At 69.0% G+C, this 22,648-nt stretch carries 19 protein-coding genes, 1 other RNA gene and 1 pseudogene; 10 read left to right on the top strand and 11 right to left on the bottom strand.

The genetic code is table 11. The annotated features are described in order from the left end of the window. Window positions 1-165: 165 nt before the first annotated feature. Window positions 166-1,953, bottom strand: coding sequence for a GGDEF domain-containing protein (locus ACS5PM_RS18555; RefSeq protein ID WP_439389154.1), 1,788 nt, complete (start codon window positions 1,951-1,953; stop codon window positions 166-168). A gap of 56 nt (window positions 1,954-2,009) precedes the next feature. Between ACS5PM_RS18555 and ACS5PM_RS18550 the strand changes: the two genes are divergently transcribed. Next, a complete protein-coding gene (locus tag ACS5PM_RS18550) occupies window positions 2,010-2,933 on the top strand; it encodes a toll/interleukin-1 receptor domain-containing protein (RefSeq protein ID WP_439389153.1) in 924 nt (307 codons plus the stop codon). A gap of 6 nt (window positions 2,934-2,939) precedes the next feature. On the opposite strand, the gene ACS5PM_RS18545 is transcribed toward ACS5PM_RS18550, so the two are convergent. Together ACS5PM_RS18545 and ACS5PM_RS18540 are read right to left on the bottom strand one after the other, a co-directional pair. Further along, on the bottom strand, window positions 2,940-6,500 hold the full coding sequence (locus ACS5PM_RS18545; protein ID WP_439389152.1) for an ABC transporter permease/M1 family aminopeptidase: 3,561 nt from the start codon (window positions 6,498-6,500) through the stop codon (window positions 2,940-2,942). 2 nt (window positions 6,501-6,502) lie between these two features. Continuing rightward, window positions 6,503-7,402, bottom strand: coding sequence for an ABC transporter ATP-binding protein (locus tag ACS5PM_RS18540; protein WP_439389151.1), 900 nt, complete (start codon window positions 7,400-7,402; stop codon window positions 6,503-6,505). A 188-nt stretch (window positions 7,403-7,590) separates the two neighbouring features. On the opposite strand from ACS5PM_RS18540, the gene ACS5PM_RS18535 reads away from it, so the two are divergent. Then, a complete protein-coding gene (locus tag ACS5PM_RS18535; RefSeq protein ID WP_439389150.1) occupies window positions 7,591-8,181 on the top strand; it encodes an NADPH-dependent FMN reductase in 591 nt (196 codons plus the stop codon). 21 nt (window positions 8,182-8,202) lie between these two features. Here ACS5PM_RS18535 and ffs read toward each other — a convergent pair. The 3 genes and pseudogenes from ffs to ACS5PM_RS18520 all read right to left on the bottom strand — a co-directional run. Beyond that, an RNA gene (gene ffs / locus ACS5PM_RS18530) (signal recognition particle sRNA small type) lies at window positions 8,203-8,299 on the bottom strand. Window positions 8,300-8,411: 112 nt separating this feature from the next. Next, window positions 8,412-8,921: a universal stress protein gene (locus ACS5PM_RS18525; RefSeq protein WP_439389370.1), complete on the bottom strand. Its 510-nt coding sequence runs from the start codon at window positions 8,919-8,921 to the stop codon at window positions 8,412-8,414. A gap of 120 nt (window positions 8,922-9,041) precedes the next feature. Continuing rightward, a pseudogene (locus ACS5PM_RS18520) lies at window positions 9,042-9,698 on the bottom strand (TerC family protein); the annotation flags it as partial. A 303-nt stretch (window positions 9,699-10,001) separates the two neighbouring features. On the opposite strand from ACS5PM_RS18520, the gene ACS5PM_RS18515 reads away from it, so the two are divergent. Together ACS5PM_RS18515 and ACS5PM_RS18510 are read left to right on the top strand one after the other, a co-directional pair. Further along, window positions 10,002-10,337 carry a LysR family transcriptional regulator gene (locus ACS5PM_RS18515; protein WP_439389149.1) on the top strand — a complete coding sequence of 112 codons (336 nt, stop codon included), beginning with the start codon at window positions 10,002-10,004 and terminating at the stop codon, window positions 10,335-10,337. A 73-nt stretch (window positions 10,338-10,410) separates the two neighbouring features. Beyond that, on the top strand, window positions 10,411-10,677 hold the full coding sequence (locus ACS5PM_RS18510) for a hypothetical protein (protein WP_439389148.1): 267 nt from the start codon (window positions 10,411-10,413) through the stop codon (window positions 10,675-10,677). Window positions 10,678-10,684: 7 nt separating this feature from the next. Here the strand turns inward: ACS5PM_RS18510 and ACS5PM_RS18505 are convergent, their stop codons facing one another. Then, complete coding sequence (locus ACS5PM_RS18505) at window positions 10,685-11,806, bottom strand: AIR synthase-related protein (protein WP_439389147.1); 1,122 nt, start codon at window positions 11,804-11,806, stop codon at window positions 10,685-10,687. A gap of 116 nt (window positions 11,807-11,922) precedes the next feature. Here ACS5PM_RS18505 and dnaX point away from each other — a divergent pair, with 116 nt between their 5' ends. From dnaX to recR, 3 genes are read left to right on the top strand one after another with little or no spacing between them, the layout of a single operon-like run. Then, on the top strand, window positions 11,923-13,797 hold the full coding sequence (gene dnaX / locus ACS5PM_RS18500; RefSeq protein ID WP_439389146.1) for a DNA polymerase III subunit gamma/tau: 1,875 nt from the start codon (window positions 11,923-11,925) through the stop codon (window positions 13,795-13,797). Window positions 13,798-13,826: 29 nt separating this feature from the next. Then, window positions 13,827-14,153 (top strand): YbaB/EbfC family nucleoid-associated protein, encoded by a 327-nt coding sequence (locus tag ACS5PM_RS18495; protein WP_439389145.1) that lies wholly within the window; start codon window positions 13,827-13,829, stop codon window positions 14,151-14,153. A 7-nt stretch (window positions 14,154-14,160) separates the two neighbouring features. Continuing rightward, the gene (recR, locus tag ACS5PM_RS18490) at window positions 14,161-14,742 is read left to right on the top strand and encodes a recombination mediator RecR (protein WP_439389144.1); all 582 of its coding nucleotides are present in this window, start codon (window positions 14,161-14,163) and stop codon (window positions 14,740-14,742) included. Window positions 14,743-14,751: 9 nt separating this feature from the next. Here recR and ACS5PM_RS18485 read toward each other — a convergent pair whose 3' ends face one another. Together ACS5PM_RS18485 and gloB are read right to left on the bottom strand one after the other, a co-directional pair. Continuing rightward, window positions 14,752-16,359 carry a transglycosylase SLT domain-containing protein gene (locus ACS5PM_RS18485; RefSeq protein ID WP_439389143.1) on the bottom strand — a complete coding sequence of 536 codons (1,608 nt, stop codon included), beginning with the start codon at window positions 16,357-16,359 and terminating at the stop codon, window positions 14,752-14,754. Further along, the gene (gene gloB / locus ACS5PM_RS18480) at window positions 16,356-17,126 is read right to left on the bottom strand and encodes a hydroxyacylglutathione hydrolase (RefSeq protein ID WP_439389142.1); all 771 of its coding nucleotides are present in this window, start codon (window positions 17,124-17,126) and stop codon (window positions 16,356-16,358) included. Before gloB ends, ACS5PM_RS18485 begins: the two co-directional genes overlap by 4 nt. Between gloB and ACS5PM_RS18475 the strand changes: the two genes are divergently transcribed. After that, entirely contained in the window at window positions 17,125-17,976 is an 852-nt protein-coding gene (locus ACS5PM_RS18475; protein WP_439389141.1) for a class I SAM-dependent methyltransferase, read from the top strand. The two genes, gloB and ACS5PM_RS18475, sit on opposite strands and share 2 nt — an antisense overlap. Before the next feature lie 14 nt (window positions 17,977-17,990). After that, a complete protein-coding gene (rnhA, locus tag ACS5PM_RS18470; protein ID WP_439389369.1) occupies window positions 17,991-18,428 on the top strand; it encodes a ribonuclease HI in 438 nt (145 codons plus the stop codon). Between the two features lie 163 nt (window positions 18,429-18,591). On the opposite strand, the gene moaA is transcribed toward rnhA, so the two are convergent. Together moaA and ACS5PM_RS18460 are read right to left on the bottom strand one after the other, a co-directional pair. Then, entirely contained in the window at window positions 18,592-19,707 is a 1,116-nt protein-coding gene (gene moaA / locus ACS5PM_RS18465; RefSeq protein ID WP_439389140.1) for a GTP 3',8-cyclase MoaA, read from the bottom strand. Window positions 19,708-19,774: 67 nt separating this feature from the next. Then, window positions 19,775-20,368 carry a C40 family peptidase gene (locus ACS5PM_RS18460; RefSeq protein WP_439389139.1) on the bottom strand — a complete coding sequence of 198 codons (594 nt, stop codon included), beginning with the start codon at window positions 20,366-20,368 and terminating at the stop codon, window positions 19,775-19,777. Between the two features lie 289 nt (window positions 20,369-20,657). Between ACS5PM_RS18460 and ACS5PM_RS18455 the strand changes: the two genes are divergently transcribed. Continuing rightward, a complete protein-coding gene (locus ACS5PM_RS18455) occupies window positions 20,658-22,631 on the top strand; it encodes a M3 family metallopeptidase (RefSeq protein ID WP_439389138.1) in 1,974 nt (657 codons plus the stop codon). Window positions 22,632-22,648 lie beyond the last annotated feature (17 nt).

The following is a 22,648-nucleotide window of genomic DNA, read 5'->3' as shown; positions in this document are numbered from 1 at the left end:
GGCGGCGCTGTCGTCCGCCGCGGGAGGTGTGGACGGAACGGAGCGTGGCATTACTTAGTGGGGCTAATCAATGGCGCTAGGGTATCACCGGCCCCTGCGTGGCTCGAGCTAACGGGTCAACTTCACGCATGGAAACCTTGGTTCACGCAGGGCACGGCGGCCCTGTCATGCGGCGATGCCGACGCGGTTGCGGCCTTCGCGCTTCGCTTCGAGAAGCTTGTCGTCGGCGGCCTTGAGAAGCGCGTCGGGCGATGCGGGATCGAGCGAAGTGTCGGCGACGCCGGCCGAGAAGCTCAGGCCCTGCAGCGTGATGCCGTCCCCGATGTCGAAGGACTGGGCGCGCCAGCGCCGCAGCAGGACGTGGACCTTGCGCCGCGCGCCGGCCGCGTCGGTGCGCGGCATCAGCAGGCAGAACTCCTCGCCACCGTAGCGGCAGGCCACGTCGCTGCGCCGGCATTGGTCGGCCAGCAGTTCGCCGAAGGTGGCCAGCAGGCGGTCGCCGGCGGCGTGGCCGTACTGGTCGTTGACTCGCTTGAAATGGTCCAGGTCGATGATCGCCAGCGCCATGGTCTGCGACTCTCTTTGCGCGAGCGCGAACAGCGTCGGCAGCGCGTCGTTCAGGTGGCGGCGGTTGAACAGGCCGGTCAGCGGATCCTGCGTCGCCTGCTGGAGCAGGGCCTCCTGCAGCGCCCGGACCTGCTGGACCTGGCGTGTGAGCTCGACGTTCATCGCCGCCAGCTCGGCCCGCGCCCGCTCCAGGCTGCGGCGGTGGGCGTCGTTCTCGTCGAGGCGGTGCTGCAGGCGCAGCAGCTCCGTCTGCAGGGCGGCGGCCTGGTAGCGCGCGAGCGAGGCCATCTGGGTCTGCATGCGCTGCAGGCGCTGGCATTGGCGAAGGGCGGCCAGGGCCGCGGCGGGCTGGCCGGCGGCCGCCTGCACCTCGCTGAGCACACCGAAGAACTGGGCCCGCATGCGGACGCTGCAAGGGCTGCCGGCGTCGTCGATCACCTGGTCGGCAGAGGGCAGGAGGGCGGCCAGCGCGTCGTCCTGCCGCCCTTGCATGTGAGCCAGCAGACCGGTGGCGGTGACGCGCTCCAGACGCTCGTCCGGCAACAGGGCCTCGCCCTGCGTCCAGGCCCGCTGCACGAGCTCGGCGCCCAGGCCGGTGCGGCCGGCGCGCAGGGCGGCGATGGCCAGCGTCTCGAAGTGCGCGGCCATGCGGCCGCGGCCGCTCGGGTCGGCGGGCAGGGCCAGCAGGGCCTCGACGTCGGGCAGGCTGTCGACGGCCCGGCCCAGCTCCGTCAGCCCGATGACCCGGTTGATGCACAGCACGCTCTGCAGGCGCGGATTCTTCAGCGCCGCCACGCGCGACAGCCCCTGCTCGACGTGCATCAGCGCATGCTCGTAGTCGCCGATCTGCAGCAGCTCATGCGAGAGGTTGCAGTGCAGGACGGTGTCGAAGCCTCGGCCGCCGCGCGGACCGGCATGCCGAAGCGCCTCGAACATGTAGGCGAAGGCCTGGGCCGAGTCGCCCTGGGCCGAGTAGCAGCCGGCCACGGCGTTCAGCAGCACGCCGAGCTGCTCGTGTCGCAGCACGCGCACGCCCTCGTCGCGCAGCGGCAGCACGAGCTGCAGCGCCTGCTGCACCTGCCCCTGGCGCCAGAGCGAGCGGGCCAGGCCTGCCCCGGCCAGCAAATAGCCGGGGCGGTCGCCGACCGCATCGAAGCAGGCCTGGGCGCGGCGCAGCTCGACGGCCGCCTCCGCCGCGGTGGCGTAGAACAGCATGTGGAACCCGAGCGCGAGGCGGGCCCAGCCCTCGGCCGTGGTGTCTGCGTTGCGGCAGGCGCCCTCGGTGGCGCGCTCTGCCAGGGCCCTTGCCTGGGCCGAATCCACATGCAGCAGGTTCCAGGCCCGATGGGCCTGGCGCAGGAAGCCGGAAAGGCGGGCGGTCGGCATGCCGGGATTGTCGGCGCCCTGGGGCCCGCCGGGGACTGGAAGTTATGCTGCCCGGCATGCCGTCACCGCAGATCTTCCTGAGCTACCGCCGCGACGACGCGGCGGGTCACGCCAGGGCCATCGGGGGCGAACTGGCGCGCCGTTTCGGTGCGGACCGGGTCTTCATCGATGTGGACGACATCGCTGCCGGGCAGGGCTTCGCCGAGGTCATCGAGCAGGCGGTCGTGGGCGCCGCGGTGCTGCTGGTGCTGATCGGGCCGCGCTGGCAGGGCGAGCGCGAGGGGCATCCTTCGCGTTTGTTCGACGCCGGCGACTTCGTGCGGCGCGAGGTGGCCGTCGCGCTGCGCCGTGGCGTGCGCGTCATCCCCTTGCTGCTGGACGGCGCGCGGATGCCGACCGCCGACGAGCTGCCGCCCGACATGCAGGCCCTGGCGGGCCGGCAGGCCCTGGAGATCGACCACGGGCGCTACGCGGCCGACGTGGAGCGGCTGCAGGCCGAATTGCAGACCTTGCTCGGCAGCCCGGGAGCCGGGCCGCACCCACCGGGCCGCCGCGCGGCCTGGGCCGCCGCTGGCGTGCTGGGCCTGGCGCTGGCGGGCGCCGGGCTCTGGCATGGGCGAGAACCCGCCCGGCCGGCCATCAATGGCCAGTGGGTGGCCGAGGTCGCCTACGACTGGCCCGGCGCGAACTACCGTGAGAGCTTCGACTTCGAGGGCGGCGGCACGGACCTTCGAGGCAGCGCTGCCTTTCTCGGCGTGGCTCGCGGTGTCGAGCAAGGCCAGGTGGCGGGGCACGGCCTGAGCTTCGTCACCCGCAGCGCCGAACTGGGTGGCGCGCAGACGGTGCATCGCTACAGCGGCCAGCTGGTGGATGGCGAGATCCGCTTCAGCATGCTGACCGAAGGCGGCAGCACGCCCCACGTGCCGGTGGCCTTCGTCGCCCGGCGGGCGGACGCCGGCTCGGCACCCGCTCGCCGGTGAGCGTCCTCAGGGCGAGTCCACCTTGGCGAGGTTGTCCGCCGAGTTGCGGTCGATGCGCTTGTTGAACGGATCCACGCCCACGAAGACCGCTGGCCGGTCCACCACCAGCGTCACTGTCTGCCGCCCGCTGTGCAGGCGCTGGCGCTGGAATGCCAGCACCGACGCGGCGGTGTAGCCCGGGCGTCCCGGCTCTTCGCTGAAAACGCCCACGTCGAAAGGCTCGTCGAGCGGCGCCTCGGTCTCCTTGCCGTGGCCGTCGGCATAGAACTTGTGCGCCTCGACAACGAAGCTCACCTCGTACTTGCCATCGGCACGGCGTACGCTTTTGGCCTCCACCGCCTTGGCATCGAGCAGGGTGATCTTCTCGAACAGGTCCTGGATGAGCGCCTCGTGCTCCGGCCCGGCCTCCTCGCGCAACAGGCGCAGGAAGTCGGTGGTGTTGGGATAGGGCGCGGCCTTGAAGGCGTACTGCTGCAGCAGCCGCGCCATGGCCCGGTCCACCTTGTCCTCGCCGACAGCCTCCTTCAGCCAGTAAAGCGCCAGCGAGCCCTTCTGGTAGTGGATGTAGGGCTGGTCCTCCACCCGGGCGAGCGGCAGCTCTTCCAGCACCTCGCCGCCGCGGCGCCTGAGGTAGCGGTCGAGTTCGTACTTGAGGAAGCGGCGCATCTGCTCCTTGCCGTACATCTGCTCCATCACCAGCAGGGCCGAGTACTGTGCGAAGCTCTCGACCAGCATGGTGGCGCCCTGTTGGTTGGACGGCACGAGCTGGTGGCCCCACCACTGGTGGCCGATCTCGTGCGCGGTCACGTAGGTCACGACGTCGATCTTGTCGTCGCCGCCCAGCTGGGCCAGGAAGCCGATGTCCTCCGAGTAGGGGATGGTGTTGGCGAAGCTCTGGGCGAAGGTCGCGTAGGCGGGGAACTCCAGGATCCGCGCCTGGCGGAACTGGTAAGGCGAGAAGCGCTGGCTGAACAGCGACAGCGATGCCTTCATGGCCCCCAGCATCCGGTCCACGTTCAAGTCGTGGCCGGGGTGGAAGTAGACCGCCAGGTCGACATCGCCGGCGCGGTCGCGCCTGACGTCGTAGCGTGCCGACTGGATGGAGAAGAAGTCGTTGATCGGCGCGTCGGGCTTGAAGTGCGCGGTGCGGCGGCCGTCGTGAACGGTGTCGGACACGGTGTAGCCGGGCGCGATGGGCGTCTGGTCGGCATCGGTCGTGACGGTGATGTCGGCCTCGACCCAGTCGCTTGCCACGCTGAACACGCTGCGGGCCCGACCCGATTCATCCTCCAGGGTCGGCGGCCTGAGGTCCGGCGGCAGGCCGTACTTGCGACGCTTGGCACGGTCCTTCAGGAGGCTGTCGCGCGACATGCCGATGAACGGCGCGATCTCGGTGTTGTCGACGAAGCTGCCGTTGCGAACCAGGCGGGTGAGCGGAGCACTGTTCGGAAAGCCGAGTTCCTCCAGCGTGGTCGTGAAGCGCAGCTCCCGCACCTCGCCGGGTTGCATGGCCGGCTGCAGGCGATAGATGCGATAGGGGAAGCGCTCGTACTGTTTCTCGAGCACGGCGCCGTCCATGGCGACCTGGTCGATGCGCAGGCGCTCGTTCCAGTTCAGGTGGATCTGGTCGATGGACTGGCCGCTGCGGTTCTCCAGGCGATACCGGCCGGCGGTGACCGCGCGGGCTTCACGCGGGTAGAGCTGAACGTCCAGCGTGACGCCGGTGACGCGCGGCAACGGCAGCTTCTCGAACGGCAGCAGTTCGCGTTCGGCATCGGCCAGCCACTGGTCGTGGTCGGGCGATGTCTGGTAGTGGTTGAGGATGTTGGTGTTGTAGAAGATCCAGGCGCCACTGGCGGCCCAGGCCGCGAGGGCACCACCGCCCAGGGCGAGCGCGCTACCGCGCAGGCGCCGGGGCAACGCGGCCAGGCGTGGGCGCAGGGCGGTCGTCGTGCCGCGGCGCCACAGCGCATAGGCCAGCACCGCCAGCAAGGTGGCGAAGGCACTCCAGTAGAGCTGGAACCAGGCCTGGCCGATCCAGAACCTGTCCATGCCGTTGAAGTCGGACAACGGCACGGCCGGGCTGCCGCCGTAGTTGTAGAGGTTGTGCTCGAAGCCCGCCGAGGACAGCGCCACGGCCGCGACGACGTACAGCACCATCACGCCCCAGCCGATGAACTTCTGCGGCACCAGCACCTGCACGAAGACCGAGAGCACCGCCAGCTGCAGCGCACCGATCACCGACGGCAGGACGAACCACAGCGCGTAGGCGCCGGGTTCGAAGTGGGTGTAGCCCTTGAGGACCTGCACCAGCATCCCGGTCGCCACGGCGACCGCCGAGGTCGCGGTCAGCACGACGGCGATGGCGAGGATCTTGGGCAGCAGGTGGGTCCAGTCGGGAGCGGAAGTGGCGTCGATGAGCTCGTGCAGTCGCTGCTCGCGATCGCGCCAGACCAGTTCACCCCCATAGTAGATCGCGATGATCATCGGCATGATCTGGAAGGAGTCCTGCAGGGCCTTGACCATCCAGCGCGTGACCGGCACGGCCGAAGCGCCATACCACTCGCCGGCGAACCAGGCCGAGAAGCCCGCGTTGATCACGCCGATGAACAGCAGGACGAAGAAGGCCGGGCTGCGGAAGACGAGGGCGAAGTCGAAGCGGGCCAGGCGCAGCAACTGCTCGAATGCCGCCGCAGGGACGGGGCTCGCTGCAGAGGCGCTGGGTCGCGCCGGCGCGGGGGTGTCGGCGGGCGCGGCCGCGGCGCGCCTGGAAGGCGTCTCGAAGCGGAAGATCCGCCACGTCACCGCCAGCAGCGCCAGTGCAATGCCTGTCCAGAGCAGGCGGTTGGCCAGCAGCAGACCAGACACCGGAGGCAGCAGCGTGTTCCGGTCCGAGGCCGTCCAGTACTTGGTGGCAATCGCCAGCGCCGACAGGCCGAAGGGGTCGGACAAGGCCGAGGCGGTGTCGTGCTGCAGGTCGCGCAGCCACAGGCGCGTGACGCTGGCCAGCACCAGCATCGCCACGGCGCCGACGTAGGTCCACATCATCGAGCGCGTGGCCGTGGCGAGCGCGAAGAACGCCGCCCCCGTGATCAGCAGCGTCGGCAGGCCGAAGACGAACAGGGCGTACAGGTAGTGGCCCGGCATGAAGGGCCCGACCTTCTCGGCGTCGAGCCATGGCATGAAGGAGCCGATGGCGACGCCCAGCGGCACCGACGCCAGGACCAGCAGCGCCGCGGCGACCGCGCCGGAGAAGCGGCCGCCGAGGTAGGCGCCCTTGCCGATGCGGGTGCTTCGCAGGATGGGGGCGAAGCCGGTCTCGTCGTCTCGCAGCACCGGTCCCGCGACCATCGCGACGACGATGAAGACCGCGAACAGGCTCATGATCCCCAGCGTCTGCACGATCGCGAAGGGCGAATTGATGTTGACGTTGCCTCGGCTGCCGATCTGGATGGTGTCGACCGTCGTCGCGCCGAAGGCGAGCAGGAAGAACAGCGCGCAGCCTACCCAGAAGACCGGGCTCCTGACCTGGTAGCGCCACTCGAAGCGGGTGATGGCGGCGAACATGGTCAGGCCGCCTTCAGTTCGGCCGACCCGGCCTGGCGGTGCAGGCTCAAAGTCGAGAAGTAGACGTCCTCGAGGCCGGCTTCCACCGGCGTGAAGCCTACGCCGGGTGAGGTGTCGGCGAGCACGCGGATCACCGTTCGGCCGGCGCGCAGCCGCGTCGCGATGACGTGCTGGCGCTCGCGGGCCGAGGCGAGTTCGTGCTTGTCTATGCTGGCCTGCCAGATGCGGCCCTGGAGCGCTGCGATCAGGTCGGCTGGCGTGCCGGTCTGCACGATGCGTCCTGCCACGAGGATCGCCATGCGGGGGCAGAGGTCGGTCACGTCGTCGACGATGTGCGTCGACAGGATCACGACGACGCTTTCGCCGATCTCCGACAGCAGGTTGTTGAAGCGGTTGCGCTCCTCCGGATCCAGGCCGGCGGTGGGCTCGTCGACGATGACCAGCCTGGGGTTGCCGATCAGGGCCTGGGCGATGCCGAAGCGCTGCCGCATGCCGCCGGAGAACCCGGCGATGGCCTTCTTGCGCACGTCCCACAGGTTCACCTGGCGCAGCAGCGAGTCCACCAGGTCCCGCCGCTGGCCGCGGCCGCCAATGCCCTTGAGAACAGCCAGGTGGTCCAGCATGTCCTCGGCGGTCACCCTCGGGTAGACGCCGAAATCCTGCGGCAGGTAGCCCAACGTGGCTCGAAGGGCCGCGGGCGTCTTCAGCACATCGATCTCCGCGAACCGGATGCTGCCGGCACTGGGCACCTGCAGGGTCGCCAGGCAGCGCATCAGCGAGGACTTGCCGGCCCCGTTCGGGCCCAGCAGGCCGAACATGCCGGGTGGGATGTCGAGCGACACATCGTCGAGGGCGCGCGTGCCGTTCGGGTACACATGGCTCAGCTTCTGGATCGACAACATCGGAGTCCCCTGGGGCTTTGAAAGGTGCCGCACTGTGAGCCAAGTGCCTGGCCACGGCACGGGCCGGTCGACGGAAGCCGGCGAGTGTGCGACAGGCCGTCGCCTGGCACGGACGAACGGTGAAACCTGCCGCCGCCGCCGCGACCATGGGTTAGGCTTGGCCGATCCAACGACCGAGGAGGTGCCCCGTGGCCGACAAGATCCTGGTGTTCTATGGTTCCTACCGCTCGGACCGCATGGGCATCCGCCTGGCCGACTATGTGGTGGCTGGCCTGAAGGCTCGCGGCGCCGAAGCCGAACTGGTCGATGCGAAGGCGGTCGACCTGCCGATGCTGGACCGGATGTACAAGGAGTACCCGAAGGGTGAAGCGCCGCCGGCGCTGGAGGCGCTGGCGGAGAAGATCCGCACCGCCGACGCCTTCGTCTTCATCACCGGCGAATACAACTGGGGCCCGCAGCCCGGCCTGAAGAACCTGACCGACCACTTCCTGGAGGAATGGTTCTGGCGCCCCGCCGCGATCGCCAGCTACTCGGCGGGTCGCTTCTCGGGCGTGCGCTCAGGCTCGATCTGGCACGCCATCCTTTCGGAGATGGGCATGGTGGTCGTGTCCAGCACGCTGGCCGTGGGGCCCATCTCGCAGACGCTGGATGCCGATGGTCAGCCCACCGGCCCGGCGGGCGACGCTTTGCAGCGCGCATTTCCGCGGTTTGCGGACGATCTGGCGTGGTGGACGGAAGCGGCGCGGGCGCAGCGCGAGCGCAAGGCGCCGCCTTATTGAGCGTCACGGGGAGAGGGGGAGGGTGACGAGCCTGACCCCGGCACTGGTCACAACGGCTAGGGCTGCTTGGTTCCCCACCTGACCCGGTTGGCCGCGCTTCCATGCGAGGAGGCCCGTCACCCGCGATTCTAGTCGACGAGGCGGGCTGTCCAGGCCGAAGAGGCCTTGTCGAACTGTGACCAGCGTCTCGACGCAGGACCGGCGCTTGTGGCTTGCGGACCGGCCGTCATTCACTCGACGGCCAGCCAGACCAGGCCACCCACGGCGGCCAGGGCGCCCATGGGCAGGCCCCAGCGCTCCAGCCGAGAGACGGCGTCGCCTGCCACCACCTCCACCGGGACCGGTGTGTTCTCGAGCACGCGGTTGGTGACCGAGTCCTCCAGCATCCGGGTCACCGAGTTCTTGCGCGCGGTCCCCATCACGATGTGGTGTACGTCCAGCCGCCCGGCCTCGCGGCAGATCTCTTGCGCCCGGTCGCCCACCGCCCAGTGCGTCTGGCAGGGGACGCCGGCCTTCGCCACCACTTCGTTCGCGCTCGCCATGGCTGTCTCGGCCTGCGCCTGGTGCCACGCATCGCGGTCATGCCGGCTCAGGTAGTTGGCGATGTGGCGCGACAGGCGTGGCTGGACGTTCAGCAGGTGCAACTCCAGCTCGTGGTGCCGTTGGTATTCCGCCACTGCATGGCGCAGGGCGCGCAGGGCATTGGGCGAGCCGTCGAACGGGACGAGGACGCGAAGCATGGCGGTTTCTCCTTCGGCAAGGGATTCGATGGCGACCGGCGGCAGTTCCTCGGCAGCGCTCGCGCCCAGCGGCTTGCGTTCGGCGAACTCGGCCAGGCGCGCATGGATGCGCGATTCCAGCCGCCGGTGGTTCTTCAGGAAGCCTGCCCACAGGATAGCCGGGATGGCGAGCCACAGCAGCGCACCGACCACCGGGGTCTCGTCCAGCCACGGGCGGATCACCGGCTCGTGGCCGATCATCTTCACCGCCGTCCAGACCAGAACGGCGGCGCCGAGATAGACGACGCCCGGGAAGCGGTCGACGACCTTGAGGACCATGGTGCTGCCCCAGACGACGATCGGCACGCTGATCAGCAGGCCGACCACCACGAGAAGGTAGTCGCCGTGGGCTGCGCCGGCCACCGCCAGCACGTTGTCCAGGCCCATCGCTGCGTCGGCGACGACGATGGTGCGCATGGCGCCCCAGAAGGTGGTCGCGGCGGGGCCGTGCTCATCGCTGCCGCCTTCCTCGGGCAGAAGCAGGCGGTACGCGATCCACAACAGCAGGGCGCCCCCGGCCAGCAGCAGCCCGGGAACCTTCAGCAGCCAGACGACGGCCACCGTCATCAGGCTGCGCACGGCGATGGCTCCGACCGCACCCCACACGATCGCGCGCTTCTGCAAGGCCGCAGGCAGCGCCCGCGCGGCCAGGGCGATGACGATCGCGTTGTCGCCGGCGAGCACCACGTCGATCACGACGATCGCCGCGAGGGCGGTGATGAATTGCGTCGGGTCCATGGGTTCATCCTGCGGCCGCGTCGAGATGAATCGATCGCGAATCGCGATCCATTTCGAATCGCGATGGACGAGCCACGCGTTCAGGCCCATGAAAACCCCCGCTGCGGCCCGGCACGCCGAGTGCTACAAGGAAATTTGCAAAGCGGGAGTAGTTCCGTGCGAGGCGTCCGAGCCTGTCGGGCGCCACGTATGCCGCGACGTCGTCAATACGGTCTGCAGAGCCCCTGGCTCCGCAGCCCCGGCGCGCGGGTAGCCTTGGCTTGGACAAGACCTTTGCCTTCCCTGTTTCACCGAGGAATGGCAATGGACGAGTTCCGACCCGCGCCGGCAGGCGCACCGCGCCGCTATCTCCGCCACGGCATGCTGCCCCATCTCGCCGCCTTCGAGGCGGTCGTCAGGCTCGGCAGCGCAACCCGCGCCGCGGAGGCCCTGTGCATGGCCCAGCCGACCCTGTCAGGCCATCTTCGCAAGCTCAGTGATGCGCTGGGCGTGCGCCTTTTCGATCTGCGAGGCAAGCGCCTCGTGCCCACCGCTGCGGCGCGGGTGTTGCTGGCCGGCACGCGGGACGCGTTCGCCGCGCTCGAGAGGTGCGAGCGGGCGCTGTCCGCTCTTCGGCATGAAGACGCCGGGCCGCAGTGAACGCGTGAAACTGTTACGTCGGCGGATGGCGGTGCCGCTATGCTCGGCGCCCGTTTCGATCACAGGAGCCCCCATGCTGTCCGCCCGACGCCTTGTCGCCTTGGCTTTTCTTCCGGCCATGCTCACCGCCTTTTCCCCGGCATGGTCCGCCCAGCCGCACATGGAAGCGGCACTGGCTCACCTCGAGCAGGCCCTGGCCGAACTGAAGCAGGCCAGCGCCGACAAGGGCGGCAACCGTGCCGACGCCATCCGGGCCACCGAGAAGGCGATCGCCGAAGTGCGGCGCGGAGTCGAGTACGACCGCACGCACCGCGCCCCCGGCGAGGGGCTGCGACGCTGAGTGGCCGTCAGCGCAGCTGAAGATCGTCGTCGCCGAAGCGGATGCCCAACGGTTCGATCAGCAACTGCTTGGGCCCGGCCTCGACGCGGCCCGCAACGCACGCGGCTACGCCTTGCGCCTGCGCGATGGCGACGGTCCTGTCGGCGTCCTCGGCCGCCACGAAGAGCGCGAAGCCGGCGCCCATGTTGAGGGTCGAATAGGCCTCGCGGTCATCCTGCCGCGCATGCTGCTGGATGAACTTCAGCACCGTCGGCACCGGCGGCACCGTGTGGATGCGATAGGTCAGCGTGCCCGGGTGGCGCAGCAGCTTGCGCCAGCCGTGGCCGGTGATGTTGGCGCAGTAGTGCATCGCGACGCCGGCCTTGGCCAGGGCCTCGGTGACCGGGCTGTAGAGCGTCGTCGGCGCGAGCAGGGCTTCGCCATAGGAAAGGCCGGGAGCCACCTCGGTCAGGTAGCCCTGCGGCAGGCGCTCGACCAGCTTGCGAGCGAGGCTCAGCCCGTTGGCGTGAATGCCGCTCGAAGCCAGCAACACGATCGCGTCGCCGGGCGCCATCGCATCCCCGACGGACAGGCGCGACTTGGGGCTCACGATGCCGGTGCACGAGGCCGCCAGGTCGATGCGGCCGGATTCGACGATGCCGGCCAGCGCCGGCGTCTCGCCGCCGCCCCAGGCCACGCCGCAGACGTCGCAGGCCTTCTTCCAGCCTTCGACCAGGGCTTGCGCGCGCTGGGCGTCGCCGAACCAGTCGCTGCCGCCGGCGGCCCAATAGGCCTGCACGACCAGCGGGGTGGCGCCCACCGTGATGAGGTCATTGACGGCCATCGCGATCGTGTCCTGCGCGATGCCGGCGTAGTAGCTCTTGCCCGTCAGCGCCTTCATCTCGTCGGCCACCAGGGCCTTGGAGCCCAGGCATTCCACGATGCTGGCCAGGTAGAACGGCCCGACATCCACCACGTAGGCAGACTCCCCGCGCGAGGCCTTCACTTCACTGAAACCGTGCCCGGCCAGGTGGCCGGCTGTGGCGGCGGCGGCCCGCTGCGCGGCCACCTTGAGAGGATCGATCAGGTCGTAATTGACGCCGGCCTGTTCATAGCTCAGCGTGCCGGGGGAAGAGGGCGTGGAACTCATGGGGCGGGATTATCGGCCAGCCGTCACCCGCGACCGTTCCAGGCGCAGGCGCGGCCGCTTCGACGCGGCTGCGCGCCGGCCGTGCGGGCATGGTCCGGCCCGTAGAATCGACCCTCATGAGCTATGTGGTCCTGGCGCGCAAATACCGTTCGCGCAATTTCGAGGAAATGGTCGGCCAGGACCATGTGGTGCGGGCCCTGACCCATGCGCTGGAACAAGGGCGCCTGCACCATGCGTACTTGTTCACCGGCACGCGAGGCATAGGCAAGACGACGGTCTCGCGCATCCTGGCCAAGTGCCTGAACTGCATCGGGCCCGATGGCACTGGCGGCATCACGGCCAGGCCCTGCGGCGTGTGCACCGCGTGCCGCGAGATCGACGCCGACCGCTACATCGACTACACCGAGCTCGACGCCGCCAGCAATCGCGGCATCGACGAGGCGCGGGACCTGATAGAGCGCGCGTCCTACAAGCCCAGCGTGGGCCGCTTCAAGGTCTTCATGATCGACGAGGCGCACCAGCTCACCAAGGATGCATTCAACGCGCTGCTGAAGACGCTCGAGGAGCCGCCCGAGTACCTGAAGTTCGTCCTGGCGACGACCGACCCCGAGAAGATGCTGCCCACCGTGCTGAGCCGTTGCCTGCAGTTCAACCTGCGGCCCATGGCGCCCCAGACGGTGGCCGAGCACTTGCAGAACGTGCTCGCCAAGGAGAGCGTGCCGGTGGAGCCCGGAGCGCTGCGACTGCTTTCTCGCGCGGCGCGCGGCTCGATGCGCGACGCGCTTTCGCTGACCGATCAGGCCATCGCGTACGGCGGCGGCCGGCTGGAGGAAGCCTCGGTTCGAGCCATGCTGGGCTCGGTCGACCGCCGGCATGCCCAGCATTTGATCGAGGCCCTGGCCGCACGTGACGGTGCTGCCGTGCTGGCCCTGGCCGAGGGCCTGCGCAGCCAGGGCCTTTCGGCCGCCGGCACGCTCGAGGAGATGGCCCGGCTGCTGCAGCAGATGGCTGTGGAGCAGGTGGTCCCGGGCGCGCTGGACGCGACCGATCCTGACACCGATCCCGCGCGCCAATTGGCACCCGTGTTGGCGCCTGACGAAACCCAGCTGCTGTACAGCATGGTGCTGCAGGGCCGTGCCGAGTTGAGCCTGGCCCCGGATGAATATGCCGGCCTGGTGATGGTTCTGCTGCGCTTCCTGGCCTTCCCGGCACAGGATGGTGGAGCGACCCGCAGTGCCGCGTCGCCCCGGCCTGCGGCTGTGGCGGCGCCGGCGTCGGCCGCCTTGCAGGCCCGCGTGGCTGAGCGTGCGCGAGCGGTGGTGCCGCCGCCGGTCGTCACGCGGGCGCCCGCAGCGCCACCGAGGCCCGCACCGGCACCGAACCCGCCGGCCCCAGTGCCGGCTCCCCGGGCCTCATTGACCCCCTCCCGGCCCGCTGCTGCTACCGCTGCGGAAGAGGAGCCCCCGCCCTGGATGGACGAGGCTCCCTTCGAAGGCGAGGCCGTGTCAGCGCCCAGCCCCGTCCCCGAGTCGGCGGTCGCGGTGCCGGCTTCGGCTTCGGCAGCGCCTGAAGTCCCCGCCGTCCGGCGCACCGCGCTGGGCGACCGCTGGGCCGAACTGGTGGGCGCTTTGGTGGCCGCCAACGCCGTCACAGCGCTGGCGCGTGAACTCGCCATGCAATCGGAACTGACCCGGATCGAGCCGGCCGAAGACGGAGAGCGCTGGTGCCTGCAGGTCGAGCGCGACACCCTGCGCGCGCCGACCTTGGCGGAGAAGCTGCAGGCCGCATTGCGTGGCCAGACCGGCCTGACGCTGCGCCTCGAGGTCACGGCTGGCATGCCGGCCGATTCGCCGGCCCGGCGCGATGCGGAAGCCGCGGCCCAGCGCCAGCGCGAGGCGGAAGCCATCATCCAGGGAGATCCGCTCGTGCAGGCGATGCTCGCCCAGTTCTCGACCGCACGCATCGTGCCGGGCTCGATACGCCCGGCCTGAATCCACACAAACCACCGAAGGAAACGACCATGATGAAGGGTCAACTCGCCGGCCTGATGAAGCAGGCCCAGGCCATGCAGGACAACCTGCGCAAGGCACAGGAGGAACTGGCGCAGATCGAGGTCGAGGGCCAGTCAGGAGCCGGCTTGGTCAAGGTCGTCATGACCTGCAAGAACGACGTCAAGCGCGTGACCATCGACCCGAGCCTGCTGGCCGACGACAAGGACATGCTCGAGGACCTGGTGGCCGCCGCCTTCAACGACGCCGTGCGCCGTGCCGAGGCGACCAGCCAGGAGAAGATGGGCAAGATCACGGCCGGCATGCCTCTTCCCCCCGGCATGAAGATGCCGTTCTGACGCGGGCGTGAACCACCTCGACGCATTGATAGACGCCCTGCGCAAGTTGCCTGGCGTCGGCGTCAAGTCGGCGCAGCGGATGGCATTCCATCTCCTGCAGCACGACCGGGCCGGGGCCCAGCAACTCTCCCGCGCCCTGGACGAGGCCGTGCAGTCGATCCGGCACTGCCGGCGGTGTCACACCTTCACCGACGACGACTTGTGCAGCGTCTGCCGCGACGACAGCCGTGACGCCCGCCAGCTGTGCGTTGTCGAAACACCGGCCGATCAGGCGGCCCTGGAGCGCACCGGGAGCTACCACGGCTACTACTACGTGCTGATGGGGCGCATCAGCCCTCTGGACGGCATAGGCGCCAGCGCGCTCGGCGCGCCCGGGCTGCTTGCGCGCTCCACCGAGGCCGGCGTCGAGGAGGTGATCCTCGCCACCAGCTTCACCGCCGAAGGCGAGGCGACGGCCCACGTGCTGGCCGAAAGCCTGAGGTCGCGGGGCTTGAAGGTGACCCGGCTCGCCAGAGGCGTGCCGGCAGGCAGCGAGCTGGAATACGTCGACCTGTCGACGATCGCGCACGCGCTGGTCGACAGGCGCTGACGCGCAGCGCTACTTGCGGGCCATCCGCACCGGGCCGGCCTTCGGCGTCGCCGCGCGTGCCACCGGTCGCGCGGTCGGGCGCGTACCGCTGCTCCTGCTGGTCGACGCCACCCGCGTGGCCGCCTTCGTCGGCAGGTAGAGCACGACACTGGCACTCGGCTTGAACTGTGAGCCGATCCCGACCTTGTTCCACTGCGCGACCTGGCTGGGGCTGACGCCATACCGCTTGGCAACCGCTGCGACGGTCTCTCCCTTGCGGTTCGCGCGCACCGTGAGGCGCTTGACCGGCGGGACGTCCGGCGCCAGGGCGATCATCGCGTTGTCGGCGATGTGCTCGGAGACGTCGGTGTCCCTTCGCGCGGTCCTGGGCACCAGCAGCGTAGAACCCGCCTTGACGAGCATCCGCGGGGGAATGTGGTTGACCTCGCGAAGTGCCGCTTCGCTCATGCCGACCTGCTTGGCCGCATCAGCGGGCCGCAGCGTCCTCGGCGCCACCCACGCGGTCCAAGTCGCCATGGGGCCGCGGTGCGAGGCGAGTGCGCGAACGAACAGGTTGGCGTTGTCGTAGGGCAGCAGGATCTGCTCGGTGCCGGCCGCCAGGATCACCGGCTTGTTCATCTGCGGATTGAGGTAACGGAACTCCTCCAGCGACACGTCCGCCAGACGGGTGGCCAGGCTCACGTCGATGTCACGCTCGATCGGCACGCTCAGGAAGTAGGGGTGGTTCCTGAGCTCGGGCAACTCCAGGCCGAAGGCGGACGGGTCCTGCACGATGTTCTTCACCGCCTGCAGCTTGGGCACGTACATCCGGGTCTCGTCCGGCATGCGCAGGCTCAGGTAGTCGGTCGGCAGGCCGGCCTTCTCGTTGCGCGCGATGGCCCTCTGCACGTTGCCTTCGCCCCAGTTGTAGGCGGCCAGGGCAAGGTGCCAGTCACCGAACATCTTGTACAGCCGGCCGAGGTAATCCAGCGCGGCACGCGTGGAGGCCAGCACGTCGCGCCGATCGTCGCGGAAGATGTTCTGCTTGAGGTCGTAATCCTTGCCGGTCGACGGGATGAACTGCCACATGCCCGAGGCCCGGGCCACCGACTGCGCCTGCGGGTTGAATGCGCTCTCGATGAAGGGCAACAGGGCCAGTTCGCTGGGCATGCCTCGCTTGTCCAGCTCCTCGATCACGTGGAACAGATAGCGGCTGCCGCGCTCCGTCATGCGTTGCACGTAGTCGGGCCGCTGGGCGTACCACTGCTCGCTGCGGCGCACGAGGTCGTTGTCGATCTGCGGCATGGCGAAGCCGTTGCGAACGCGGGCCCACAGGTCGACCTTGGCCCGATCGTCGAAGAGATCGACCGGGCGATCGGGCTCGACCGGATCGATGGGAGTGGCCACCACGCCGCCTTCGTCGGCGGCTTGCTCCGGGGCGGAGGCGGCGGCAGCGACCGGCGCCGCAGCCGGCTCTACCGGCATAGACGCGGCGGCCACGGGCGGGGCGGGGAGCGGATCGATGGTCGCCACGGCGGCCGGCTCGCCGGTCGTGGCGCAGCCGGTGAACCACGGGCTGATCGCCATGGCCAGCAGCACAGGCACCAGCGCCGGACGTCGGAAAAGGACTTGCTTCATCGGTAGTTGTTCTTCCATTCGCGCAGCGCGGCGAAGACCTCGACCGGGTCGTCGCTGCGGGCGCCGTGGGCACGCGCCGAGGCGGCCACTGCCGGCTCCGAACAGCGCACGAAGGGGTTGATGCTGCGCTCCAGCGCCAGCGTGGAGGGCAGCGTGGGGCGACCTTCGGCCCGTAGGGCCTCGCAACGCGCCTGGTGCGCGGCGATGGCCTCGTTGCCCGGCTCGGCGGCGTGGGCGAACCGCAGGTTCGACAGCGTGTACTCGTGGGCACAGCACACCCGTGTGTCGCCCGGCAGAGCCGCCAGCCTTTCGAGAGAATCGTGCATCTGGCCCGGCGTGCCCTCGAACAGTCGGCCGCAACCGCCCGAGAACAGCGTGTCGCCGCAAAACAGCAGCGGCCCTCCGGGGGCCGCTCCAGCGTGGTAGGCGATGTGGCCCGCAGTGTGCCCGGGAACATCCAGCACCTGGAACGAGATGCCGTGCCATGTGACTGTGTCTCCGGCCTCGTGGCCGATCACCGGGACCGGCATGGCCTCGTGCGCGGGGCCGTGGACCGGGCCTTGCAGGCGCGCAACCAGTGCTTCGAGACCGCCCACATGATCGCCATGGTGATGCGTCACTAGAATGGCCGTCAGAGCCAGCCCCAGACGCCCAAGCGCGGCGATCACAGGGGCCGAGTCACCCGGATCGACGACGAGAGCCTCGCGGCCGTCGTGCAGCATCCAGATGTAGTTGTCGGCGAAGGCGGGCAGGGCGACGAGATTCATGACGCAAAACGCCGCAATTATAGAGTTGGGCCTCTGGCTGAGGACCCCGCCCGGCCGCTACCTGCTGGGCTGGGAACAGGAGCGACTGGACCAGGCCGTGGCCGATATTTTCGGCTTCCACGCCCTGCAGGTCGGCCTGCCTGAGATCGACACCTTGCGCAACAACCGCATGCCGCAGCGCTGGGTGGCCAGCGACAGCCTGATGCTGCCGGCGCCGATCGAGTTGCCCCCGCCGGCGGACGAACCGGGTGGGCCGCCGACGATGGGGCCGGTGCCGGTGGCTTTGCACTGCGAGTACGACGCGCTGCCGTTTCCCGACCAGGCGCTCGACCTGGTGGTCTTGCCCCATACGCTGGAACAAGCCTCCGATCCGCATCGCACCTTGGCCGAAGTGGCCCGCGTGCTGAGGCCCGAGGGCAAGGTGGTGATCGTCGGGCTGAACCCGGTCAGCCTCTGGGGAGTGCGGCAGCGGCTGGGCCACGCGAGGCTCATGCTGGCCCGCGCCAACAGTGCTCAGCGCCTGCTCTTCCTGCCTCGCGCCGGTGAGTTCATCGGCTATTGGCGCGCCCGCGACTGGCTGCGCCTGCTGGGGTTCGAACTAGAGGCCGGCGGCTTCGGCTGCTGGCGTCCGCCGATGTCATCGCAACGCTGGCTCGATCGATTCGCCTGGATGGACCGTGTCGGCGCGCATTGGTGGCCGGTGTTCGGCGCCGTCTATTGCCTGGTGGCGGTCAAGCGGGTGCGCGGCATGCGTCTCATCGGCCTGGCCCGCAGCGAGCGGGTCAAGCCCAAGGCGGCACCGGTGCTCAATCGCAGCACCGTGCCTTTCGAAGAAGAAAGTGTTCAGTGAACGACAACGAAAACCTGAGTGAAGTGACGATCTACACCGATGGCGCCTGCAAGGGCAACCCGGGCCCTGGTGGGTGGGGAGCCTGGCTGAGCGCCGGTGGCCACGAGAAGGAGCTGTTCGGCGGCGAGAGCTCGACGACCAACAACCGAATGGAGCTGACGGCGGTGATCCAGGCCCTGGCTTCGCTGACGCGCCGGTGCCGCGTGGCCATCTACACCGACAGCGAGTACGTCAAGAACGGCATGACCACCTGGATCCACAACTGGAAGCGGCGCGGCTGGCGCACGGCCGACAACAAGCCGGTGAAGAACGTGGAACTGTGGCAGCGCCTGGATTCGCTGGTGGCCCAGCACCAGGTCGGCTGGCACTGGGTCAAGGGCCACGCCGGCGACCCCGGCAACGAACGCGCCGATGCCCTGGCCAACAAGGGCGTGATGTCCGTCCAGCGCTGACAAACACACCTGTCCTTTTTCGGAGGGGCGCAACCCCGTCCCTTGAAGCTTGTGCGCGCGAAGCGCCGCACCCTCCCAGGGCGTGCGCGGATCCGGCTTCGCCGGTCCGCTGCGCGAGCCCCCTCGGGGGGCAGGCCCCGGCAGGGGCCGTGGGGGCCCTATTTCACCCGCCTATGTAGTGCATCTCGACTTTGCGTTCGCCCTGGCCGGCCGCGTGGCCTGACCCCCGCAACTCCGAGTACCGATCATCGCGGGCCGTCCAGACGTGCGCAATGGCGGAGGCGATCTCGGCGTCGTTGGCACCGCCACGCAGCAGTGAGCGCAGGTCGTGTCCGCGCGAGCCGAACAGGCACAGGAAAAGCTGGCCCTCGGTCGACAACCGTGCGCGGTTGCAGTCGTGGCAGAAGGCCTGGGTGACGCTGGAGATGAGGCCGACCTCGCCGCGTCCGTCGGCATAGGCCCAGCGTTCGGCCGTCTCGCCCGGGGCACTCGCTTCGAGCGCCGCCAGAGGCCACTGTGCTTGAAGGCGCCGCAGGACTTCGGCCGAAGGCACCACGTCGTCCATGCGCCAGCCGTTGGTGGCGCCCACGTCCATGAACTCGATGAACCGCAGCACCGCTTGAGCGCCGTAGCGATCACGGAAATGGCGGGCCATCGGAATGATCTCGTGGTCGTTCACGCCCCGCTTGACCACCATGTTGACCTTGATCGGCCCGAAGCCGGCGTCCAGCGCTGCGTCTATGCCCGCCAGGACCTCTCCCACAGGGAAGCCGACGTCGTTCATGCGCTGGAAGATCGCGTCGTCGAGCGCATCGAGGCTGACGGTCAGGCGCTTGAGACCGGCCGCGCGCAGGCTGCGCGCCTTGCGGGCGAGCAGCGATCCATTGGTAGTCAGCGTGAGGTCCAGCGGGTCCCCATCGGGGGTGCGCAGGGCCGACAGCATCTCGACCAGGATCTCGAGGTGCTTGCGCAGCAGGGGCTCGCCGCCGGTGAGCCTGAGCTTGCGCACGCCGTGGGCGGCGAACAGGCCGGCCAGGCGCGTGATCTCCTCGAAGCTCAGCAACTGCTCGTGCGGCAGAAAGGCGTAGCGCTTGTCGAACACCTCCTTGGGCATGCAGTAGCTGCAGCGGAAGTTGCAGCGGTCGGTGACCGAGATGCGCAGGTCGCGCAGCGGCCGGCCCAAGGCATCGGACAGCAATCCGGTGACAGGAACCATGGTCGCCGGCGAGGCCACGTGGGCTCGACGCCAGTCGGTCAGCGGGATGACGCGTTCACCCATGCGGCCGATTGTGCCGCGCGTGCAGCGGCACGGCGTTGAGCGGGGTCAGTTTTCGGGGAACCCGGCTTCAGGAGCTCGGTGCGGGCGCCGGATCCGTCACGCCGGGTGGCGACACGCGGCGGGCGCCGTTGAAACGCTTGGCCCAGTAGTCGACACGCATGTCTTCGACGCGGACTTCGCCGCCGGCGCGTGGGGAATGGATGAACTTGCCATCCCCGACATAGATGCCGACATGAGAGAAGGCATGGCGAAGCGTGTTGAAGAACACCAGGTCGCCGGGCTTGAGTTCGTCCTTGCCGATCTTGAACAGGCCTGGCGCTTGCGCCTGCTCGTTCGCCCGACGCGGCAGCACGAGGCCGATGCTGTTCTCGAAGACGTAGCGGGTGAAGCCAGAACAGTCGAAACCGTTCTCGGCTGTCGTGCCGCCGCGGCGATAGCGAACGCCGATGAAGTTCATCGCGGCCATCACCAGGTCGGTGGTCTTCTCCCGCACCTGCCCGAAGAGGGATGGGTCTGCGGGGGGAGGCGATACCTGTATGTTGCCGTCGGCCTGGACCATCCCGCGGTCCTGCAGCAATTGCATCACGGGGTCGTGAGCACTGCCCTGCGGGGCGGCCTGACAGCAGGCGGCCGCCAGCGTCATCGCGCCAATGAGCGACAAACTGCGGATCCTGAGGCGGAGCGCTGGGGCGCCCATGGGGAGACGACGAAACCTCGGCACGGGCGGCAGGATACGGGCCCCCCTAGTTTGCTGTCAAGGCGAAATGCCAGTGTTTTCAAACACTTGGAAACGTTTTGGGCCCAGATTCCACCCAGATTTCGGGTTTGCCTGGTGGGGGATCTTGGCCAGGGACCGGAGGGCGGCAAGCCAAAATGCCCGCCATGAGTGCACGGCCCTGCTCGTGCACCCCGTACTGCCACCTCACAGGAACCCGATGGAAAAGTTACGGATGCTGATAGCTGCGTGCGGCGCGGCGTGGGCGCTGAGCCCCATGGTCCACGCGGCCGACGGCGCGCAGATGCCGGGACCGGCGTTCCCGGACTTCAAGTCCGCGGCCGAAGTGAAGCAGGCCTGCGACACCGGGCTTTCAGGCGCCCGGATGCGATTGAAGAGTCTGGAGGGCGTGGGCGCCTCACCGACCTGGCTGGCGCAGTACGACGTCTTCTACAGCTGGGTGGAGGACGTCCACGGCCCGGTCGAATTCATCCGCAACGTCCACCCCGACCAGAAGGTGCGCGACGCGGCCGAGGCTTGCGAGTTGCGGTGGCAGGATTTCCTCACCTCCGTGGGCCAGAGCGCCAAGCTGTACCGGGCGGCCAAGGCCTCGCCGGCGGCTGACGATATCGACCGCGAGGCGTTGCGCGTCACGCTCGAGGGATTCGAGGATTCGGGCGTCGGCCTGAAACCGCTCGACCAACTGCGCGCCAAGCGGCTGGCCAATCGCATCAGCGAACTGGGTCAGCAGTTCGACAAGAACGTCCGAGACAGCAAGACCCGGCTCGCTTTCAAGCCGGCCGACCTGATCGGCGTACCCGAGCAGGTGCTCAAGGCCGCCCGGCGCGATCCCAGGGGGCGTCTGCTTCTCGGGCTGGACTATCCGACCTACTTCCCGGTGATGGAGCACGCCGAGAGTGCCGCCACCCGGGAGAAGATGTGGCGTGCCAAGATGAACGAGGGTGGCCCGGCCAACCTCAAGCTGCTGGGCGAGATCGCCAGGCTGCGGCGCGATTACGCACGCCTGTTCGGCTTCGACAGCTACGCCGACTTCCAGCTTCGCCGCAACATGGCCAAGAGCATTGCCAATGCGCAGCGCTTCCTCGGCGACGTGAAGCAGGCCGTCACACAAGGCGAGCAACGGGATCTGGCCGCCTTGCGTGAGGCCAAGGGTCGCCAACTCGGGGTGCCCGCGGACAAGATCAACCTGCAGCGATGGGACGTGGCGTTCTACACCGAGCGCTTGCGCAAGGAGCGCTTCACGGTGGACCAGGAGTCGTTCCGGGCCTATTTCCCGCCGCAGGAGAGCCTGCGCTTCGTCATGCGAATCGCCGAGACCATGCTGGGCATCCGCTTCACGCCCGTGCAGGCCAGGCTATGGCATCCGGAGGCGCAGGCCTACGCCGTCAGCGATGCGGCCAGCGGCGATCCCATGGCCAGCCTGATCGTCGACCTGTACCCACGAGACGGGAAGTACGGTCATGCGGCGGTGTGGTCCTATCGCAGCGGCTCGACCTTGACCCACCGCCTCCCGCAGGCCGCGCTGGTCGTCAACTTCGACCGCAAGGGCCTGACCCTCGAGGAGCTCGACACGCTGCTGCACGAATTCGGTCATGCCCTGCATGCGGACCTGTCGATGACGCGCTACGCCCTGAACGCCGGGACCAATACCCAGCACGACTTCGTCGAGGCGCCGTCGCAGATGCTGGAGGATTGGGTCTTCGACAAGAAGGTGCTCAGGCTCTTCCAGGAAGTCTGCCCGGCCTGCACGCCGGTGCCCGACGAACTGATCGAGAAGGCCCGGGCGGCCCGCGAATTCACCAAGGGCAGCCTGACCGCACGGCAGCACCTGTATGCGAGCTTCGACCTGGCGCTGCACGGGCCCGATGCTCCCGAACCCATGGCGCTGTGGCGCAGGATGGAGGGCGAGACCCCCCTGGGCCACGTGCCGGGGACGATGTTCCCGGCCGGATTCAGCCATGTCGCCGGCGGTTACGGCGCCGGGTATTACGGCTACCTGTGGAGCCTGGTGGTGGCGATGGACCTTCGCACCGCCTTCGCGGACGACCGCCTCAGCCCGGTCGTCGGCAAGCGATATCGCGACACGGTGCTCAGCCAGGGCGGCCAGCGCCCGCCGGAGCAGCTGGTGAAGGATTTCCTGGGACGAGACATGAGCCCCAAGGCCTTCTTCGACTATCTGGCCAGGTAAGGACTTTCGAAAGCAGG

It is taken from the genome of Ideonella flava (assembly GCF_051857595.1).
Lineage (GTDB): Bacteria > Pseudomonadota > Gammaproteobacteria > Burkholderiales > Burkholderiaceae_C > Ideonella.
Note: the sequence above shows the minus strand (reverse complement) of the source record. Positions and strands in the feature narration are given on the sequence as shown.

Coding starts and splice junctions, on each gene's coding strand:
- ACS5PM_RS18555 (WP_439389154.1), bottom strand. CDS start 1,953: ATGCCGACCGCCCGCCTTTCCGGCTTCCTGCGCCAGGCCCATCGGGCC.
- ACS5PM_RS18550 (WP_439389153.1), top strand. CDS start 2,010: ATGCCGTCACCGCAGATCTTCCTGAGCTACCGCCGCGACGACGCGGCG.
- ACS5PM_RS18545 (WP_439389152.1), bottom strand. CDS start 6,500: ATGTTCGCCGCCATCACCCGCTTCGAGTGGCGCTACCAGGTCAGGAGC.
- ACS5PM_RS18540 (WP_439389151.1), bottom strand. CDS start 7,402: ATGTTGTCGATCCAGAAGCTGAGCCATGTGTACCCGAACGGCACGCGC.
- ACS5PM_RS18525 (WP_439389370.1), bottom strand. CDS start 8,921: ATGCTTCGCGTCCTCGTCCCGTTCGACGGCTCGCCCAATGCCCTGCGC.
- ACS5PM_RS18515 (WP_439389149.1), top strand. CDS start 10,002: ATGGACGAGTTCCGACCCGCGCCGGCAGGCGCACCGCGCCGCTATCTC.
- ACS5PM_RS18510 (WP_439389148.1), top strand. CDS start 10,411: ATGCTGTCCGCCCGACGCCTTGTCGCCTTGGCTTTTCTTCCGGCCATG.
- ACS5PM_RS18505 (WP_439389147.1), bottom strand. CDS start 11,806: ATGAGTTCCACGCCCTCTTCCCCCGGCACGCTGAGCTATGAACAGGCC.
- dnaX (WP_439389146.1), top strand. CDS start 11,923: ATGAGCTATGTGGTCCTGGCGCGCAAATACCGTTCGCGCAATTTCGAG.
- ACS5PM_RS18495 (WP_439389145.1), top strand. CDS start 13,827: ATGATGAAGGGTCAACTCGCCGGCCTGATGAAGCAGGCCCAGGCCATG.
- ACS5PM_RS18485 (WP_439389143.1), bottom strand. CDS start 16,359: ATGAAGCAAGTCCTTTTCCGACGTCCGGCGCTGGTGCCTGTGCTGCTG.
- ACS5PM_RS18475 (WP_439389141.1), top strand. CDS start 17,125: ATGACGCAAAACGCCGCAATTATAGAGTTGGGCCTCTGGCTGAGGACC.
- gloB (WP_439389142.1), bottom strand. CDS start 17,126: ATGAATCTCGTCGCCCTGCCCGCCTTCGCCGACAACTACATCTGGATG.
- moaA (WP_439389140.1), bottom strand. CDS start 19,707: ATGGGTGAACGCGTCATCCCGCTGACCGACTGGCGTCGAGCCCACGTG.
- ACS5PM_RS18455 (WP_439389138.1), top strand. CDS start 20,658: ATGCTGATAGCTGCGTGCGGCGCGGCGTGGGCGCTGAGCCCCATGGTC.